This window comes from Mucilaginibacter mallensis (genome assembly GCF_900105165.1).
GTDB classification, from domain to species: domain Bacteria; phylum Bacteroidota; class Bacteroidia; order Sphingobacteriales; family Sphingobacteriaceae; genus Mucilaginibacter; species Mucilaginibacter mallensis.
Map to the genome: position 1 here is coordinate 5028707 of NZ_LT629740.1, position 20047 is coordinate 5048753.

The window sequence follows — 20047 nt, forward strand, 5'->3', positions numbered from 1 at the left end:
ATTATATGGCCTTTGGGAGAATGTTAAAAATGGCTAATCACATGCCAATTTGTGCAAAATTGCCGCGGTATTGATGAGGTGAAAGCTGTGTATTCTTTTTAAAAAAATGACTGAACTGATCGGGCGTAGAAAAATTAAGCTGATACGCTACCTCCTTAATTGTTTTGGCAGAGAACTGCAAAGATCGCTTGGCCTCGGCAATAAGCTGCCCGTTTATAATATCCTTTGCGCCTTTGCCGCTGCAGCGGTTGCACAGGTCGGTTAGTTTTCTTGTGGTGATACCCAGTTCCCTGGCAAAATCGGCAACCTCATGCGTGCTTTGGTATTTATTATTTACCAGGTACAGGAACTCGCGGTAAAGCTTATTTTCATAACTATCGCTACCTTTTGTTAACAGCGCGTTTAAATTGGCTATTTTTATCATGATGATCTTTAGGTAGGCTGCCAACACATCGGGCTTGTTTATATAATCATCTTTAACGTATTCAGCATGCAGATGGTTAAAGTTAACGGTCAGATCCGTAAGATCAGCATTACTAACAGCTACCTGCTGATCAGTAGTGGTGTTATTAAATAACACAGCTTTACAGTTATTCGCACTTGCAGGAGCTTTTTCCCAAAAACAATCACCAAAGCTTATTTCATAACCGCTGATAACGGCACCTTTGTTAAAGTTATAAACCTGGCCCTTGGATATTAAAAATAAGTCGTTGGCAGAAATTAGATAGGTAGTTCCGTCTATTTGCAACCCGCCCTCACCTGCCTTAATTAAAAACACGCGGTTATAGGTACTTCGGTAATGCGGCTCTGCTTCAAATGACCTTGCATCCCAATAATTTATCGAAAAGGAATCTTTTATATCCTTATCGGCAAGTATATGGGTATATGGCTTTTCTGTCCTTTTCATTTGATTATGCAATGCAAGTTCAGCTTTTTTCAATTAGCAATTACTACAGCACATCAAATTTGACTTAAACTTTAAAATCCACAGCACAAAAAAGGGTCCTTAGCTATGGCTAAAGGACCCTGATATAAATATAAGATCAGTTAAATATTTAATTCGTTAATTTAAAATCGGCACTGTTAACATCACGTGAGTTGGTGCCTACAAATACCTTGAAATCTCCCGGTTCGTAGGTGTATTTCATATCGATGTTATAGAATTTCAGGTCATCCGAAGTGATGGTAAAATTCACTACCTGGCTCTCCCCTGCTTTCAGGAATACCTTTTTAAAGTTCTTCAATTCCTCAACCGGGCGTGTTACCGAACCATACATTTGGCGGGTATAAAGCTGTACTATCTCTGTACCATCATATTTACCCGTATTACTAACAGTTACACTTACTTGTAAAGGCTGACCAGGTTTAATACTGGTTGTATTTAGTTTGATAGGGCTATAAGTAAATGTAGTATAGCTTAGCCCAAAGCCAAACGGATATAATGGATCATTTGATACATCCAGGTAACGTGATTTGTAGCGATCAACAAAATCACCTGCATAAGGGCGGCCTGTATTTTTATGGCTATAGTACAAAGGTATCTGCCCTACATTTTGCGGGAAAGTAGCTGTAATTTTTGCTGACGGGTTATACGCGCCAAACAACACATCGGCTATAGCACTGCCTGCCTCAGTACCGCCAAACCAGGCTTCGAGCATAGCATCGGCGTTGTCATTCTCCCAGTTTAGTGTAAGCGGGCGGCCGTTCATTAATACAATTACCAATGGCTTGCCGGTTGCTTTCAGGGCCTTCAGCAGGTCCTCCTGGTTAGGGAAAATACCAATATCCGAGCGGCTTGCAGCTTCGCCCGACATGGTAGCCGCTTCACCAACTACAGCCACTATCACATCTGATTTTTTAGCTGCCGCTACCGCCTCGTCTATCATTTCCTGCGGCGAACGTTTATCAAAGCTCAGTTCATCTTTGCCTAAACGCTTTAACAGCCATTCGCTGTCAGTAATATTTGCGCCCTTAGCATAATTGATCTGCACGTTTGAGCCTGCCAGTTGCTTTATACCATCTAAAACCGATACCGATTTATGCCAGTCGCCAGCGCCGCTCCATGGGCCTATCATATCCCTGTGGTCATCCGCCAGCGGGCCAACCAACGCTATAGAACCGCCTTGTTTTAGTGGCAATACACTGTTGTTGTTCTTTAATAGTACGATACTCTTTTTAGCGGCATCACGCGCTGCATCAATGTAATCCTGTTTCATGATGGTTGTTGCTGCACGTTGTACATTGCAGTAACGGTATGGGTCGGTAAACAAACCCATTTTGTATTTAGCCTCCAGTATGCGGCGACAAGCAATATCAATCTCTGACACAGGCACTTTTCCATCATTAACCAGTTTTTTAAGGTTATCCAGGAAAATATCGCTCACCATATCCATATCAATACCGGCATCAATAGCTTTTTTACCAACGGCATAACCATCTTTACCCATACCATGTGGTATCAGTTCCATCATAGCGGTGTAATCGGTAGCTACAAAGCCCTTAAAGCCCCATTGCTTTCTCAGCAGATCGGTCATCAGCCATTTGTTGGCAGTTGCCGGCACACCGTTTATCTCGTTAAAGGACGACATGATGCTACCTGCACCGGCATCAATAGCGGCTTTATATGGCGGCAAATAGTCCTGGTACATACGGCGCTCACTCATATCAACCGTGTTATAATCGCGGCCTGATTCAGCCGCACCATATAAGGCAAAGTGCTTTACGCAAGCCATTACATGATCGGTATCATACAAATTATTGCCCTGGTAGCCTTTAACCATTCTTGCAGCAATCTGTGAGCCCAGCCAGGTATCTTCGCCATTACCTTCGGCAATACGACCCCAGCGTGGGTCGCGGGCAATATCAACCATTGGCGAGAACACCCAGTTCAGGCCGTCGGCGCTGGCTTCTGAAGCTGCTATTTGCGCTGATTTTTGTATCATATCCAGATCCCAACTTGAGGCTAAACCCAATGGGATCGGGAAAATTGTTTTATGGCCGTGTATCACATCGTAACCAAAAAACAATGGTATTTTTAAGCGGCTATGGTTAACCGCAATCTCTTGCAATTTGCGTACAGCATCGGGCGTGTAGGTATTAAATACACCGCCAACGTTGCCTTTTTGTATATTCTCGTTTACGTTCTTGCTCACTATCGGGCCCGTTACATCAAAGCCCACTGCTTCAAGGTTTAGCTGGCCGATCTTTTCATCCAATGTCATTTTCGACATTAAATTTGTGATGAAAGCGTCCATCTTTTTTTGTTGTGCCGGTGAAACGGACTGGGCAAAGGAATTTGTAAAAGGTGCTATAAGCAGAAAACAACAGATAAGCCTACGTATCATTGGTATTGATTTTTTAGTTTTTATTTGGGTAGAATATATATTTAATTTATTGCGGGGCTTTCAAAACCCAGTTTTTGCAGGCCACCTTTTACTTCGGGGCAACTCATGAATAATTTCCATAATAAGCCTGTACGATAGTTCTCAATCATCACCACAATAGGCCCCTCGTCAATAGCCAGGTACGATTTTGAATACCAGTTATGCGATTCGCTAAAGGCGTCGGTAAAGCCGTATTCGCCCCAGATCTTATCGCCCATATCATAATAAAAATGTCGCAGCGCCTGCATACTATATTGCGGTGTATATGGAAATGCGGATAAAGCCGCAGTTGGCGTTATCACCCCCAAATCATTAGTTGGCGAGTGTGCATTATAGCCCTCGTAATTATCGCTGGCGGTTAGCCCCCAGCAGTTTTCGCCGTAGCCTTTGTATTTTTTGGGGTTATCAATACAATATGCCCTATTAATGAGGGTATGATTTAAATTCTGCTCCCAGTAATCCGCATATTCATCCTTCAAACCTTTAGGGTTTAAGCCCAAAAATGAATAATGGGTGTAGAACAACGGGCCGCCATAATCAAAGCCCAGCGGCAGTTTTATATTGTAAAAAGTTTTGCCATTTTTAAAGAAATCGCTTTGTGCCCAGCCGTTATGGTAAACATTGGCTGTAACCGGGTAACGTGTGCCTGAGGCAGCAAGCACATAGGTTATTAAGCATTCATTATACCCGCGAATGGCGAAGTTCATGGCCCAGCCATTATTAGGCGACCAGTGCCAGTATAGGTTATCCCTGCCATCATGTGTAAACCAACTCCACTCAATATCGTTCCACATCCAGTTGATCACATCGCGGATATGTTGCTCTTTTGGGTTATCATTATTATAATATTGCCTTGCGCATAGCAGGCCCTGGAACAGATAAGAGGTTTCCACCAGATCAGCGCCATCATCCTTACGCCCGAAAGGGATCACTTTACCAGTTGCACCGTTCAGCCAATGCGGGAACACACCGTGATAGGAATCCGCCTTGTATAAAAAATCGACGATCTTCAGCATACGGTCATCAGCCTGTTCACGGGTTATCCATTTTCTTTCCGTGGCTACTATCATGGCCATCACCCCAAAACCTGAGCCGCCAATGGTCACCACCTCGTTGCCATAATTAAAGGCTACATTGCTGCGCTCACGGGCCAGGCCGCTTATAGGGTGGCCAAAATCCCAGAAATAGCGAAATGTCTGACGCTGTACCACATCAAGCAAAGCGCTATCAGTCAGATTTTTTATGATACCGACAGGCTTTATGCTCTCAGCTGAAGTTGTTGCCGATGATTGTGCACGGCAAAAAATTGCCGTTAGCATTAGAAAAGAGGATATAAGTATTTTTTTCATTTAAGTGTTATATAGCTAGAGATTAGGACTTGTAAAACCCAGACTCTTCATACCGGTTTTTACTTCGGGGCAACTCATAAATAAGTTCCAGAGCAAACCGCTACGGTAATTTTCAATATTATCAATTATCGGCCCTTCGTCAATTGCCAGGTTAGATGTCGCGAACCAGGCATCATTCAAATCAAAGGAATCATAGAAACCATATGGCCCCCACATTTTATCGCCCAATTTATAATAAAAGAACCTCAACGCCGCCATTGATTGCGTTGGCGTATAAGGCAGTGAAGCGATAGCCGCTGTTGGTGCAATTACGCCCACATCGCTGGTTGGTGAACTTGCATTATAACCACCGTTTTCAATATCGCTGGCGGTTAATCCCCAGCAATCGGCGCTGTAGCCCTGGTTATTATTGGGGTTTGCTACGCAATAATCATAATTGATCATGGCGTGTGCTTTGTTTTGCACATCGTAACTGGCATAAGCATCGGTTAAACCATTAGGGTTGATACCCAGGAACGAATAATGCGTGAAGAACAGCGGACCACCTTCCACCGGGCCCAATGGCAATGTTACGCCAAAATAGCTGCTGCCATTTTTCATAGCGCCATTATTTGCCCAGCCATTTGTATAAACAATTTTAGGCACAGAATGTGTTGTTGACGATGCCGCCAAAACATAAGTGATCAATGCCTCGTTCCAGCCTGATATAGTTTGATTGCTTGACCATGCATAGTCAGGGCTCCAATGCCAGTACAAGGTATTCTGCCCGTTCTGCCTGAACCAGTCCCACTCCACATTATTCCATAAAGTGTTGATGTCAGTCCGCAGATTGGTTTCATCGGTGCCAGATCCATTAAAATACTGGCGGGCGGTAAGCAGGCCTTCCATCAGGTAGGAAGTTTCCACTAAATCAGCGCCATCATCCTGTGTACTGAAAGGAACAACCCCACCTGTTACCCCATTTAACCAATGTGGAAACGCGCCATGAAATGTTTGCGCGTTATTTTTTAGAAAACCAACTATAGTTTGCATGCGCGTTAAGCCCTGCGCTCTTGAAATAAAGCCACGGTTTACACCCACAACTATGGCCATAATACCAAATCCTGAACCACCGGTAGTAATTACATCGGCAGATGTATTGCGCTCACGTGCCAGGCCGCTGGTGGGGTGGCCAAAATCCCAGAAATATTTGAAAGTTTGCTGCTGTACCAGGGTAAGCAAGGCATCATCAGTAATAGTTGGGAATTTGTTTATTGAATCAATGGAGGTAGTTAAATTGATATTATAAGCCGATTCCAGGCTGCCCCCTTTTGATGACTTAAGCGCAGTGGAAACAGCAATAGTATATTTGGTTAGATAGGATAGTTTTGATGGCGTTATAACCACCGTACTATCACCATTTTGATAGATAGCTGTATAAGCTACTGTAGTACCTGTAGAACTTGTAAAAGCTATACTGCTGTTTACAGAGGCCGTACTAATCGCTGCGGCAAATGACAGTTTTATAACCGGCGTAGCATTAACATTTATATAAGTAAGGCCATTACTAACACCATTAACCTTTGCCGAGCTAAACGTAAACGAAGATGTTGGCGGCACCGGATGGGTAGGCGTAGTATTTGCCCCATCGCTGCTTTTTGAGCATGAATACATCCCCGCGAAACCCATCAACCCTAAACAAATTTTTATATATCTCATGCCCGGTTTACTAATCATCAGAATGGCCAACCCACCAAATTAAACATTTGTAAAAAAGGCTGCCCAGCTCACACCAGGCAACCCTTATTTTAACCCAATACTATCTTCCTAAGTTTTCAAGGTTGTATAATGCCGATGCTTCATTAGCTGAAAGCACTTTATTATAAACCCTAACCTGATCTATTTTACCCGGCAGGTTAGCTGCCCAGGGTTGTGCCCCTGAACCTGCAGTTTGACTTGGAACAGTCGTAAACTGTGTACAGCCAAACACTACATTCCCCACATTTTGAAACACCAGCGGACCAGTTAATGTACCTGCCTTACCTGTAGCCACCGACTTACCATTCATGTATAACGTACAGGCACCAGTTACATCATAGCTGAAAATTAAATTCACCCAGCCATTAAAACATCCCGGTACTTCTGCTGCAAAAGTATTATCAGTGCCACTTTGCGATAAGTGAATACGTACATGCGCATCGGTATTGGTACTGCCGTTATCAAAAAACATTTCAACATTACCCCAAAAGTTAACCGTATTTGAAAGCGTAAAATAGTCTAACAGACCGGTTGTTGGAGGGGTAGTATTCACCCAAACACTAGCTGTAAACTTTTGCAGGGCTGCCAATGCAGGCGATGATTTACATACCGCATAGCCGGTAAGCGACCCCTGGTATGCCGGGCCAAAAATACCCGCGGCAAAAGAACTGTTTGTTGCAGTACCTGTTAATTTTGAAATACTATCAGTTAGCGTATTGCTAAAGTTCCAGTAAGCAACTAAGCTATCTGCCTCAATTTGGCTTGATGAGCTGTAGCCGCCAAATGTAGGTGCCGGCTTTTTCGGAGCATACGATTTAGGGTCGAAGCTTTTTTGGCATGCTGATATTGTGAATACTATTGCCAGGCCCGTAAGCACAGCTATAAGTATATTATGATTTCTTTTCATCTCTTTATTTATTTGATAAATTAATAACCAGGGTTTTGTACCAATGTACCGGCACTCAAATCGATCTCAGTTTGTGGTATAGGCCAAACTTCACTTTTGCCTGCAACAAAACCCAATGAACCAAATACAGCAGTTCCCCTGCCTGTACGTATAACATCAGCATGGCGATCAAACTCCATCCCTAATTCTACACGTCTTTCATGATAGATGGCAGTACGTAAAGCCCCTTGATCGGTAGTAGTAACTTTTGGTAAAATGGTAGTGCTACCTTCTCTCGCTCTTGCCCTTATTAGTTCAATATCGGCTAATGCAGCAGCAGAATTGCCTGATTCGTTATTAGCTTCGGCATTCATTAATAATACTTCGGCATAGCGTAAAACGATCTTATCCTGCTGGCAGCCCTGGTTATAACCTGAAACATATAAGCTGAAAGGCACATATGATTTTAAGTTATAATACGGGTTAGGAGCAGACGCATCAATCAAATCACCCTCTGGTGTAGTTTGGCCGGTGAAAATAACCGTTCCCGCCAGGCGCGGATCACCCGATTCAAACTCAGCTATTAGGCTTGTGCTTGGGTCGTTAAAACCCCAGCCGGTTGCTGGCTCGGTCCCCCTTGGCATTTGCACCTGTGAGTATTGTGAGTTTGATGCACCTGGGTTATTTGGTATTAACATACATTGAATTTCAAAGATTGATTCAACATTATTTTTGTTGGTAGTTCTGAACATCTTCTCATAATTAGGGAATAAAGAGTAAATGCCTAAAGCGGTTACAGCATTAGTATAGGTTACCACATCGCTCCATTTCTTTTGGTATAAGGCAACCTTTGCATGTAAAGCTAATGCAGCACCTTTGGTAACGTGGCCAATATCAGCCGAGCTGTAAGTAGCAGGCAACACAGCAGCAGCTGCTGTTAAATCAGTCTCAATTTGTGCGTAAACTTGTGTTTTAGGTGTACGGGCCAAATTATAATCCGTTGCTGATTTTGGAACGTGGATACGTAGAGGAACATCGCCAAATGCATTTACCAGCCTGAAATAATCATAGGCGCGTATAAACTGCGCTTCGGCTAAATACCTTGCTTTTAATGAAGCATCCATGCTGATAGCCGGAACATTATCCAATATCTGGTTAGCGAAGTTGATGCTGCCATACATTCCCAACCAAAAGCCTTCCAATTGCCCTTCGCCAGCGGTAACCGAAAAAGTATGGTATTCATTCATATAGCTCGCATCCGTTGGTACCGATCCTTTGGTAACATCGTCTGATCCCATACTTTCAAGCGCGATTGAAGGGAAGGCGATCTCATTATAAGTGTGCAGATCAGCATACATAGCGTTTATGGCTGATGTTGCGTCGGCAGAAGTTTTCCAGAATTGTGCAGCTGTTGTAGTAGTGGCCGGATGTACATCCAGAAAACTCTTTTTACATCCTTGCGATACAAAAAGGGCAGCGATCATACTTAACCCGATCGCGTTTTGTATATAATATTTTCTATTTTTCATTGTAAGTTGAGTTAAAATGTAACGTTTACGCCAAAGTTATAAGTTGCATATAATGGATATACGTTAGAGTCGATACCTTCATTAAGCACACCTCCGCCAATTTCAGGGCTAAAGCCTTTATACCCGAATATGTTGATGGCATTCTGGGCATTTGCAAAGAACCTGATGCTCTGTATGCTCCATCTCCTGGTTAGTTCACTTGGAAGTGTGTAACCAAATTGCGCATTTCTTACCCTGAAATATGAACCGCTTGAAACATAGAATGAGTTTGGCGCGCTGTTAAGCGTTGATCCGATATTCATAGAAGGATAGGTATTAGAAGTACCTGCTCCGTGCCAGCGGTTGTCATAAAAATCCTGGGTGATGTTTTCATTACCGAAACGGTAGCCCAGGTTTGAGTTAAATACGCTCACATCGGCACGGCCCTGTAGGTCAACAGTAAAGTCGAAATTTTTAACCTTTAAAAACATATTTACACCATAACCATACTTAGCATTCGGATTGCCTAAGTTAACCCTGTCTGTTGATGAGATCTGTCCATCGCCATTGGTATCCTGGTAAATAAAGTCACCCGGTTTAGCGGTTGCTGCCTGCGGTGATTTCGCCACCTGTTCGGCTGTTTGGAAAATACCCAGAACCTTATAACCGTAAAACTCTCCAATTGGTTGTCCCTGCACAGTACGTGTAGCCAATGCGCCATTTGCAATGCCGGCACCACCACTATATATAGGGTTATTGCCCGAAAGTACCTTTGTAACCTCATTATTATTGATACCCAGGTTAGGGCTAATTGAGTAAGAAATATCATTGCTGATCTGTTGTTTCCAGGTTACGGTAAATTCAAAACCCCTGTTCCTGATATCAGCTTGATTACCAAGTATACCGCCATTCGGACCGTTCTCGCCGGTTGAGCCCGGTATTGGGATATTGAATATCGCATTTTTGGTTAAACGATTATAATAATCAGCCTCAAATGACAGCTTATGATTTAAGATAGATCCCTCTATACCAAAATCTGTCGCCTCTGATTTTTCCCAGGTAATGGTAGGTGGCACAACTGTATTAATACTTGCACCGGCATTAGTAGTTTGCGGGTTACCAAAAATGGCGGTGTATAAGGTAGGATCATTAGTTACAGTTAATGTAGTTGGGCTAATTGGAACTATCGCATTCCCAACCATACCATAACTGGCACGCAGTTTTAAGTTATCAAAAATGTGCTGCCCTTTCATGAAACTTTCGTTAGTTATAACCCAACCTGCGCCTACTGCCGGAAGCCAGGCATATACGTTAGGATAAAACTCAGAAGCACCATCATGGCGGATAGAGGCATTTAACAGATAACGATCATCATATGAGTAGTTAATACGGCCAAATTGCGATACTTCTGTTGTAAGGATCTGATTTGCTGTTGGCTGTGTATAAGTTACGTTAGTACCTGCAGGAAAAGAAGTATGTAAATTTCCGCTTTTTGCATAGGCTACGCTATCAGCAAAAGCATTCATATAAGTACCTTCGTTACGTTGCGAGCCATAACCCAGCAAAGCAGTTATTTTATTTTTGCCGATGGTTTTATCATAGGTTAATGTATTTTCCCAGATCCAGTTACGGGTTTCGGTATGGCTCAGATTCAGTGAGGATGTAGTGCTCTGCTGGCCGCCTGTAGCAAAATAAACAGGTGTGTAATTTCTAACCTCAGCTTGTGCTAGGTCGCCACCAAAACTTGTCCTGAACTTCAGATCCGGCAGTATGTTATATTCGCCATAAACTGAGCCAGTAAAACGTTTATTTTTTGAGTGCTGATTGTAAAAGTCAATTGTAGCCTGCGGGTTGTAATTGGCACCGCCACCAACATTGTAATCAGCAGGATCGCCATATTTACCGTTGTTATAGTAAACCGGCACCACCGGTGCAGCTGTATACAACTGGTGGAATATCTGGCCATTGACGTCTCTTGAATTACTTGATAATATATTGGCACTAAAGCCTAATTTTAAATTCTTTACAGGTTTAAAATCGTTAGCTACGTGAAAGGTATATCTTTGATAATTATTGTCTTTCACAATACCATCCTGATCAAGATAACCAAATGAATAATCATAGGTGTACTTGTCGGTACCGCCAGCTAATGAAATCTCGTTGTTAGTTACCGGGGCATTACGTAATATCTGATTGTACCAGTTAGTACCAGTGCCATAACTTGAAGGATTGGCGAACACCGGCGGGTTATAATCACTAGGCGTGTTATTAAGTGCTGTTAGTTCATTAATAGCAGTAGCATATTCGGTAGCATTTGCCATTTTTACCTGGTTAGTAACCGCTTGCCAGCCAAAATATGAATTAAGGTTAACAGTTGGTTTTCCTGTCTTCCCGCGTTTGGTGGTAACCAATATTACTCCATTAGCAGCCCTGATACCATAAATAGCAGTGCTTGAGGCATCTTTTAAAATGCTGATGCTTTCAATATCATTGCTATTTAAAAAGCTGATATCATCATACCAAACGCCGTCAACAACATACAATGACTGACCGCTACCGTAAATTGTACCTACACCACGTATGTTAATGGTAGGTGACGAGCCCGGCTGGCCGTTATTAATAATTTCAACACCTGCAACTTTTCCTTCCAACGCACTTACTGCATTGGTTGATGCTTGTTTAGCCAGATCGGCACCTTTTACAGTAGCTACCGAACCGGTATTATCAACTTTGCGCTGTGTACCGTAACCTATTACAACAACTTGCTGTAATTCATTGGCCGAAGCTTCCAGTTTAATTGAAATAGGGCCGGCATTACTTACTGCAACATGCTGCGAAGTGTATCCTATATAGGAAACAAGCAGTGTTGCTTTTGGGGGTACGCTTAGTGTGAATGCACCATTTGCGTCGGTTTGGGTTCCGTTATCGGTTCCTTGTATTGATACTGAAACACCAACCAGGCCTTCGCCGGTTGCAGCATCAGTAACCTTACCTTTTACAGTACTATTCTGTGCAAAGGCAGTGTTAACAAAAAAGAAACACAATAAGATAAACCCTGAGATTGTAAAAATTCTCTTCATGTGGGTAATTTAAAATAGGTGAATAAAAAATAATTGGTTTTGCTTGGATCGAAATTGAGGAGATAATATAATTTTAACAAATAATGCACCTATACATTATTACACCAACACAAAAACACTTTCTCACCGGAGAGAAAGCAGAACTACAACAACTTGATAAAGAATTACTTATAATAAGTTAATTGTAAAATTATTACTACAATGGTGTATTTTTTACAATCAGGAATAAACAAGGCTATGAGAGGTAATGATGTAGTGTTATAGCTCCATGAGAAACTCAACCAGGTTCTTGTCATGCTCCAGATTGAGCTTTTTACGCAGTCTGTAGCGCCTTATCTCAACGCCGCGTAAAGAAATGTTTAAAAGCGAGGCCATTTCCTTACTGTTCATATTCATCCTTAAATAGGCGCAAAGCTTTAAATCGTTAGGAACAAGATCGGGATGGTGGGATTTTAGTTTGATGAAAAAGCTTTCATGCGCTTCGTTAAAACTGGTTTCAAATAAGTTCCAGTCGCGCTCATCAGTCATGCCTTCGTTAATTACCTTTTGTATCCTTCTTAATTGTTCATCAGGTAATTTTTTACCGGTACTATCTTTTAAATGGGATATCTCGTCGCTTATTTTTTGCAGTAGCTCGTTCTTATAAACAATGTTCATGGCCGAGTTTGCCAGCTCACGACTTTTACCAGCCAGATCGGCCTGCAATTGTTCGTTCTTAATTTTTACTATCTGCTGCTCATTGGCAATAGCTTCCTGTTTTAGAAATTCTTCTTTCTCTTTTTGCAGCTTTTGATGGATGTGTTCCTGGTGGCGCTTTAATTTTAAGCGATAAAAATGCCTGAACACATAATAGGCTAAAATAACCAGCAACAGGTAAAAGACCATTGCCGGTTTGCTGCTATACCAGGGCGGCAAAATGGTGAATGTGAAAACAGTTGCAGAGGTTATATTATCATCATTAATTTTAGCCCTTACGCTAAAATTATAAGTACCCTGCCCAAGGTTGGTAAATTCCTTTTGGCTTTGCGCAGTCCAGTCGGACCATTGTGTTGAGTAGCCTTTTAAATAATACTGGTATTTAATTTTAGCCTGCCTGTAATAAGGCAGCGAATAAGCTATACGTATGTTATTTTTGGCAAAAGGAATATCAACCTCATCCTCTGTATTGCCCCCATTCTCACTTATGGATGTGATCTTATCCGTCACATTCTCAACCTTACCTATTAGCACTGCAGGCAGGTTTACCTTGTTATGCGGATTTGCATTTTCATCATTAAATATCACAAAACCATCATCAATACTTATCAGGTAAATGCGGTTGTTTATGCGGCTTATGTTTTCATAATACTGCACCATTTGCCCATTAAGCATCGTAAAACTGTTTGAATCAATACGCAAATTACCTGGCGATGAAAGATCGGCCAAAGCAACACGACCATGATTTATGAACCAGTATTTTTTACCATCGGCAGGTATTATTTTGTTGGATGATGCGAATGAACCCAGCTTTTTATTCAATTGCTGGTATTTATAAAACCGGTCGGTTATATCATCATACACATAAAAACCTGAGTCGGATGAAAACACTATCCTGTTATCAAGGCTAAATACATTGATATTGTAACTCCCCGGCAGCCCCGAGCGTTCATCATAGTATTTTTCGGCTACTGCTTTTTTCAGATCGGTGCTTAGGGTGACCTTGTAAATCCCTTTATAGGCATGGCTGATCCATACTTCGCCCTTATTGTCTTGCTCTACATAACGCGATGGCTCGCTAAAACCATCAACCTTATGATCAAACACCCAATTGCCACTGGCATCCTTATGGTAAATAACTAAGCCATTGTAGGTTCCTTGTATTAAAAGATTGTTATTTAACGGTTTCAGTATCCAGCCACCATTAGCTGACGATATTTTATTTATGGCGCCATTATCAACCTGGTAAGTACCATCATTATGGCCGCAAAGCAGTTTACCATCATGAATAGACAGGTCCCAAACTTGGCCCTGCGAACCGGGGATCAGCTTAAATTCAAATATCTGGAAAAGATGATTGCCGTTGTTGGGTATCCAATCGCTATAAAATAAGCCCTGGTTAGTACCCAGGTATATTTTTTTATTATAGATAATGCTTGAGTATACGGTTCCGAAATTACCGGTCTTATCAAAATAGAAATACAACGGGGAGTTCAGCTCAATACGGTCGATACCATTATCTAAACCGGCCCAAAGATTCTCTTCATTATCAATATATAAGCTTAGTACCGTATTGTTCTGCAAACCGCTCGATTTATTGATGTGCTGTACCACATTGCCGGCAGTATCAATAATTACCACACCGTTTAATATGGTTCCGTAAGCGAAATATTTACCGCGTATGGCAACGCCGTTATTCAGCTGATAGGTTTTCAGGAAATCATTGGCCTGGTTGGCCCAGGGCCGTACCTGTTTGCCATCATAAATAAATAAACCTGTTTTTGCCGTACCGATTAAAAACTTATCCTTTTGAAATGGCAGTATGGATAAAACCCCGCTGTTGCCCAATATATTGCTGCCTGCAACATACTTCAGGTGATTGCTTTTAAGTTCGAATAAGCCGTAACCAATTTGTTCCACAAAAAAGCGCTTGCCCGACTGGTATAAGAATAAATATGGGTTAGGCGATTTGATAACCGTTATTTTACCATCGGCATATATATATATGGAACCAAACGATTGGAATATAACTCGATTGCCGTCGATATATATTTTCCAGATCTCTTCGGTAGGAACATATTTTTTAGGCACGCGTGCTATAAGCGAGTGGTAGGTTAAAAATCCCCTGGTGTTTTCCCAATAACCAAATTCGCCAAACCCGCCAACGTAGATCTTACCCCTGCCATCAGCAGCTACCGACCTAACAATTAACCCATTGGGCATAGTATGCATCTGCCAGTATTTACCATCAAATGATAGCAGGCCATCGGCATTGCCAAAATACATGATGCCGTGCTCATCCTTGGTTATCGACCAGTTTTGATTACCCGACTGATACAGCGCCTTTGAATAATTTTGCACATAAGGCACACCGATATTTTTTATCTCGGTAGCCCCGGCGATGCATGACAGCAGCAAAAAAAATAATATAAAGTATATCCGTTTCCCGTTGTTGCGATACATGCAGCCTGTATAATTGGTGGATTAATATTTTGCCAAAGTTAAATATATAACAAATACATGTTCACCTGTACCAACAATACTTAATTTATGTTTTTATATCAATCCAACTTATAGGTTTAGTTCCATTTGTATATTACAACGCTCGTATGGCGATGGGGTACCCGTAACCTTTTTAAAGCCTAATTTGTGATACAGGTTAATTGCTGGTTTTAAAATGGTATTGCTTTCCAGGTACAATTTTTTAGCGCTGTGTTGTTTTGCCAGTTCAATAGCCGCGTTGCCCAATATCCAGCCAATCCCTTTACCCTTAGCGTTAGCACCCACAGCCATTTTAGCCAGTTCAAAAGTATGGTCATCCATCTTAATGAGCGCGCATGTACCCACTGGTTCATTTTTATATAAGGCAATAAGAATATGTCCGCCCTTATCTAAAATATATTCCTTGGGATGATCCAGCGATTTATAGTCAGTTTCCTCCATTTTAAAATATTGGCTGATCCAATCCACATTAAGCTGTTTAAATGCCGTTTGATATTTGGGCTCATAAGCAACTACTTCTACATCTTTGCGCTCCCTCAACTTTCTTTCATCCTGCACACGGCTAAGCAGATCTTTTTGCTCCAATAAAAACTCCCATTCTTCAATCGCCTTCCATATGTTATACTGGGTTTCATTCAACGCGTTTTCAATAGCAGCATTTACATCGGTATACTGATCCCGTATACGATCATTTATGGCCAGGCCTTGTACTGATAATTTAATATAATTCTTTCTACCATCAGTTTTACCCGGGCTTTCCTGAACCAAACCTCTTTTCATCATCTCCTTTACAATGGTGCTTACTGATGGGTGCGAATGGCCTATTTCCTGCGCTATCTGTGTAATTGATTTTTCTTCACCTGCCGACAGCACATAAAACACGGGGAACCATTTGGGCTGCATATCAACATCATAATACCCATATACCTTGCCCGCTTGTTCTGTGATTAATTCACTCAACCTCCTGAGCCTGCTACCTAAAGCCATTTTGCCTGTTTTATTATAAAATTCCATAATACAATATTAATTACGTAATCAATTACGCAAATTTAGAAAACTAAATCTGAAATCACAAAATTCATGTGTTTTCAGATTTAGTTAAATGGAATGATTGAAATTCTCTAGCTACAGCAAAAACGCCTTTAAATAGATCTGTTTATAATCTCCCCAATTTTTCATTACAGGCTGTAGCGTGGTTTGGAAAGTTTGATTAGTTACCGGTTTCCCTTTTTTAGGTGGCGTTAGAGCCTTATCTTCAATACTCATATCATTAACTTTGGTAGCAAACCAGGTAACGTTTTCATGCGGCAGGGCCACGCCCAATATCATACCGGGCAGGCCGGTAAAAGTTTCCGGGCCGCCGGAAATGTGGATCTTATCGGTATAAAATGCTACCACATAAATAGAGTCCATCACTATGGCATTGGCGCGGCGGCATGGGTAGCCTGCTATTTCGCGGGTTTCATCGGTTATTTTCCAGTTTATTTTGCGGGTACTGTCTTTCAGTAAAAACACATCCTCAAATACTTTTTTCTGTATGATGCTTTGGCTGGCAGCCAGATCAGTATAAATAGTATTGTTTTGATCGGCCATAGGGAAATCGAAGAAATCAGTTGTAGGCTCTGTGTCTTCAAGTGGTGCATACAATGTTTTATTGCCCGAGAAAGTGAGGACGCTTTTCAGAACCTTGAATTGCGGATGGTTCTTTTTGTAAGCATCCATTATTTGCATCCAAAAATCCTCGTTATTCTTATTCATTTGCTTATTAATAAGGCCGTAAATATTTACGGTTTTATTAAACTCAATAGTACCTGATGAAGGGAAACGCACGTTTTGCGCAAGCAATAAGCTGGTGCTAAATAATAAACAGGTAAGTGTAAACAGTATCTTTTTCATGGCTATTATTTTGCTGATTTAGTGGTGCCAAATTTGTTGAAATCCCATATAACTGAGAACATAAAATATCTTTTAATAGTAGTATAACTATTCTGCGTAATGGTATTACCGCCAGCATTCCGGTTGAAACCTATATTCTGGTTAAGCAGGTCATTGCCGCTGACGGATAACTTAAGGTTATCATCCTTAAAGAAGGATTTTATGAGCGATGCGTTAAGGATGTATTTAGAAAGTGATTCGTTAAACGATGCTGTTTTTGGATTATACTGGTAATCAGAATTTGATCCCAGTTGAAATTTGCCCGGCAGATAAATATTTAAATAAATGTTACCTGTATAACCTAAACCATTATTATTTATCAACGGCTGTAATGATGATTTCTGAACAGTATAGGTTGGACCAAAACCGACATAGAAATTATACTTTTTGGCTACATACTTTGACAAGGTTAAGCGCCCGGCATAGGTATAGGAGTCGGTAGTGTTTAAGGCCTCGTTGGTATAATTATATGAGGTGTTGCCGTTAATATTCGGCTCAAAGCCTACATTATAATCACCTTTTATCTTTTGCCCAAAGTAAGCTCCGAAATAAAAGTTATAAGGTATTTTGCCCGGCAGGTTGACTGATTGAAATATTGATTTACCTGTATTATCTGTCGCAGTATTGCTTACTATCGGGTCATTAGTAAATTGCAGGCCTCCGTAAGCATATAGGTTCTGGCCCGATATAACTTTATACGAGTTATAATTAAAATTGATGTTATTGCTGAACGATGGTTTAAGATTAGGATTACCAATGGTAAGATTCAATGGATCGCTATTGTTTACTACCGGCTGTATCTGATCAATAGTGGGCTGCGTGGTTGTACCATTATAGTTAACGCTTATGGATTGCTGCTGCGAGAATTTATATTGATAATTTGCCTGTGGCGCCCAGTTAATGAAGTGCCGCTTAAATATATCACCACTAAAGGCCTCACTTTGGCGATAAGTAACATCGGCAACCTTTGTGCCGAAATTAATGATAGTTTTATCTTTCTTATAATTAAATACCGCGCCTACCTGGTTCGAGAGCTGGGTTAATTTATAATCGTTACTTAGCGCGGTGTCAATATGATCATACCTGCCTACAGCCGTTGAATCATATGATACCCTATCCGACTCGCCGTTACTTACACTCAAACCATAGTTTAATACAACGGCAACTCTTTTTGAAAGGGGTTCAGTATAGGTTATATTTGAGTTGAGTACCGAGCTTTTAATATTGGTAGTTTTATATTGATCGATCCTTTGTGAACTATCTAAACCCCCGGTGCTACTATTGAAGAAATCAGTATTGGATCTCAGGTAACCTTTTGAATTGCTGTTATTAATAGATTCGCTAACATTCCATGACAATGTACGACCAACCTTTTTAAACTTTTTGGTATAGAAAGCGCTCGCATCAAATATTTTGGTGTACACATCATTAGTTACGGTACGGTTGTTACGGTTTAGTAACGTATCCATATTTCTTTTACTTACTGATGAGTAATCCTCCAAAACATTTGAGTGTTTATCAGTACCGTCAACAGCAATTTTTAGCGTTTGCGTGGTATCTAATTTAACACTATAGGTCAGATCTGCCTTTTGCCTGAACAGGTATTTATGCGAATTTGCATCAGTATTTGTATTGATAATGCTACCGGGCAGGTTACTCTGAGTTAATGTGCTATCCTTTTCGTCGATGCCGATGGAACCAATTTTATAATTGGCATTGATGGATTGCTTATCGGCATCCCATTTACCATCGTAGTGTACACCACCTGAGCGTGCAACCGGTATGCCCTGCCCATTATATTGGCCATTAAATGAATCTAGTTCGTCACTGCCGCCATTACTAAAATATATACCTCCGTTATCATCAGATTGCAGATTGGTTGTACCGGCTTTACCGGCATCCTGCCAGCCGAGACCTGTTTTGCCGGTATTGCTTAATGTACCATATATGGATACTTTGGTTTTAGCCGTAAACTTATTAAATAAAGCTTGTTCCTCATAATAACCGTCGGTGCCGCCACCAGCATCAACTTTGCCGAAGTAGCCGTTCTTCTTGTCTTCTTTTAGCTTGATGTTTATGGTTTTGGTCTTTACACCATCATCGATGCCGGTAAAGGCAGCCTGATCACTCTTTTTATCATACAACTGCACCTTATCAACCATGTCGGCACGGATATTTTTGGTTACCAATGTGGGATCATCCCCAAAAAACTCTTCCCCATCAACCAAAACCTTACTTACGGTTTGCCCCTGCGCGGTAATCTTCCCGTCCTTATCCACCTCAATACCGGGCAGCTGCCTTAACAGATCCTCCACCTTGTCGTTCGGGTTTATTTTATAAGCCTTGGCATTATATTCGGTGGTATCGCCTTTTATTTTTATGGCGGTTACCTGGCCTTTAATGATCACACCCTCTAAAAGTCGCGATTTAAGGATCATGTTCAGGCTACCGAAATCAACCGATTTGTGCAGTGAATCCAGCGAAAAATTGTCTACATAATCGGCATAGCCAGGATAGGTTACCAATAAAATAAATTTGCCTTTAGGCAGGTTAGTCATGGCAAAACTGCCGTCTTTACCTGTCCAAACAAATTTGCGAAGGATGGAGTCTTTGGCGTTTAATACCGCCACAGTTGTGTTAGTAAGCTTAACTTTTTCAGTAGTATCAGTAATTGCTCCTTTAATTGAATAGGGGCTTTGTGCAAATAATGATAATGAACTTAAGCAAAACAAGGTTAGGATAATGGTAAGTTTCATTGTTAGGTTTTAGTGATCCTAAAGTATAACTAACTTTTTAGGTATGCAACATGTTTAACGTTTATTAACAAATAAATTACAACGCTAAATCGTTAAAAACGCCTTAATTCGAGCCTTCTCAATGGTTTATATAAAGATTATCAGCCAATTACGCAAAAAATTACGTGTTAAATGCAAATGTTAATGTTTGTTAAAAGATGTTAAGCATCAGTCAT

The 20047-nt window shown here is 41.2% G+C and carries 11 protein-coding genes; all 11 read right to left on the bottom strand.

Annotated features, from left to right (window positions below; all coding sequences use genetic code 11):
• Positions 1 to 37: 37 nt before the first annotated feature.
• Positions 38 to 907, bottom strand: a complete 870-nt coding sequence (locus tag BLU33_RS20505) for an AraC family transcriptional regulator (RefSeq protein WP_157682280.1) — start codon at positions 905 to 907, stop codon at positions 38 to 40.
• A gap of 148 nt (positions 908 to 1055) precedes the next feature.
• On the bottom strand, positions 1056 to 3344 hold the full coding sequence (gene bglX, locus BLU33_RS20510; protein WP_091377624.1) for a beta-glucosidase BglX: 2289 nt from the start codon (positions 3342 to 3344) through the stop codon (positions 1056 to 1058).
• 41 nt (positions 3345 to 3385) lie between these two features.
• Positions 3386 to 4732 (bottom strand): glucoamylase family protein, encoded by a 1347-nt coding sequence (locus BLU33_RS20515; protein WP_091377627.1) that lies wholly within the window; start codon positions 4730 to 4732, stop codon positions 3386 to 3388.
• A 15-nt stretch (positions 4733 to 4747) separates the two neighbouring features.
• Entirely contained in the window at positions 4748 to 6430 is a 1683-nt protein-coding gene (locus BLU33_RS20520) for a glucoamylase family protein (RefSeq protein WP_232009337.1), read from the bottom strand.
• Positions 6431 to 6530: 100 nt separating this feature from the next.
• Positions 6531 to 7376, bottom strand: a complete 846-nt coding sequence (locus BLU33_RS20525; RefSeq protein WP_091377632.1) for a LamG-like jellyroll fold domain-containing protein — start codon at positions 7374 to 7376, stop codon at positions 6531 to 6533.
• Positions 7377 to 7396: 20 nt separating this feature from the next.
• Complete coding sequence (locus BLU33_RS20530) at positions 7397 to 8884, bottom strand: RagB/SusD family nutrient uptake outer membrane protein (RefSeq protein ID WP_091377634.1); 1488 nt, start codon at positions 8882 to 8884, stop codon at positions 7397 to 7399.
• A gap of 11 nt (positions 8885 to 8895) precedes the next feature.
• The gene (locus tag BLU33_RS20535) at positions 8896 to 11943 is read right to left on the bottom strand and encodes a SusC/RagA family TonB-linked outer membrane protein (protein ID WP_091377638.1); all 3048 of its coding nucleotides are present in this window, start codon (positions 11941 to 11943) and stop codon (positions 8896 to 8898) included.
• Positions 11944 to 12201: 258 nt separating this feature from the next.
• On the bottom strand, positions 12202 to 15102 hold the full coding sequence (locus BLU33_RS20540) for a ligand-binding sensor domain-containing protein (protein WP_091377641.1): 2901 nt from the start codon (positions 15100 to 15102) through the stop codon (positions 12202 to 12204).
• Between the two features lie 108 nt (positions 15103 to 15210).
• Entirely contained in the window at positions 15211 to 16155 is a 945-nt protein-coding gene (locus BLU33_RS20545) for a bifunctional helix-turn-helix transcriptional regulator/GNAT family N-acetyltransferase (RefSeq protein ID WP_091377646.1), read from the bottom strand.
• 111 nt (positions 16156 to 16266) lie between these two features.
• Entirely contained in the window at positions 16267 to 17037 is a 771-nt protein-coding gene (locus BLU33_RS20550) for a GLPGLI family protein (protein ID WP_091377649.1), read from the bottom strand.
• A 5-nt stretch (positions 17038 to 17042) separates the two neighbouring features.
• Complete coding sequence (locus BLU33_RS20555; RefSeq protein WP_091377650.1) at positions 17043 to 19832, bottom strand: outer membrane beta-barrel family protein; 2790 nt, start codon at positions 19830 to 19832, stop codon at positions 17043 to 17045.
• Positions 19833 to 20047 lie beyond the last annotated feature (215 nt).

Coding starts and splice junctions, on each gene's coding strand:
- BLU33_RS20505 (WP_157682280.1), bottom strand. CDS start 907: ATGAAAAGGACAGAAAAGCCATATACCCATATACTTGCCGATAAGGAT.
- BLU33_RS20555 (WP_091377650.1), bottom strand. CDS start 19,832: ATGAAACTTACCATTATCCTAACCTTGTTTTGCTTAAGTTCATTATCA.
- BLU33_RS20535 (WP_091377638.1), bottom strand. CDS start 11,943: ATGAAGAGAATTTTTACAATCTCAGGGTTTATCTTATTGTGTTTCTTT.
- BLU33_RS20550 (WP_091377649.1), bottom strand. CDS start 17,037: ATGAAAAAGATACTGTTTACACTTACCTGTTTATTATTTAGCACCAGC.
- BLU33_RS20520 (WP_232009337.1), bottom strand. CDS start 6,430: ATGAGATATATAAAAATTTGTTTAGGGTTGATGGGTTTCGCGGGGATG.
- BLU33_RS20525 (WP_091377632.1), bottom strand. CDS start 7,376: ATGAAAAGAAATCATAATATACTTATAGCTGTGCTTACGGGCCTGGCA.
- bglX (WP_091377624.1), bottom strand. CDS start 3,344: ATGATACGTAGGCTTATCTGTTGTTTTCTGCTTATAGCACCTTTTACA.
- BLU33_RS20515 (WP_091377627.1), bottom strand. CDS start 4,732: ATGAAAAAAATACTTATATCCTCTTTTCTAATGCTAACGGCAATTTTT.
- BLU33_RS20545 (WP_091377646.1), bottom strand. CDS start 16,155: ATGGAATTTTATAATAAAACAGGCAAAATGGCTTTAGGTAGCAGGCTC.
- BLU33_RS20530 (WP_091377634.1), bottom strand. CDS start 8,884: ATGAAAAATAGAAAATATTATATACAAAACGCGATCGGGTTAAGTATG.
- BLU33_RS20540 (WP_091377641.1), bottom strand. CDS start 15,102: ATGTATCGCAACAACGGGAAACGGATATACTTTATATTATTTTTTTTG.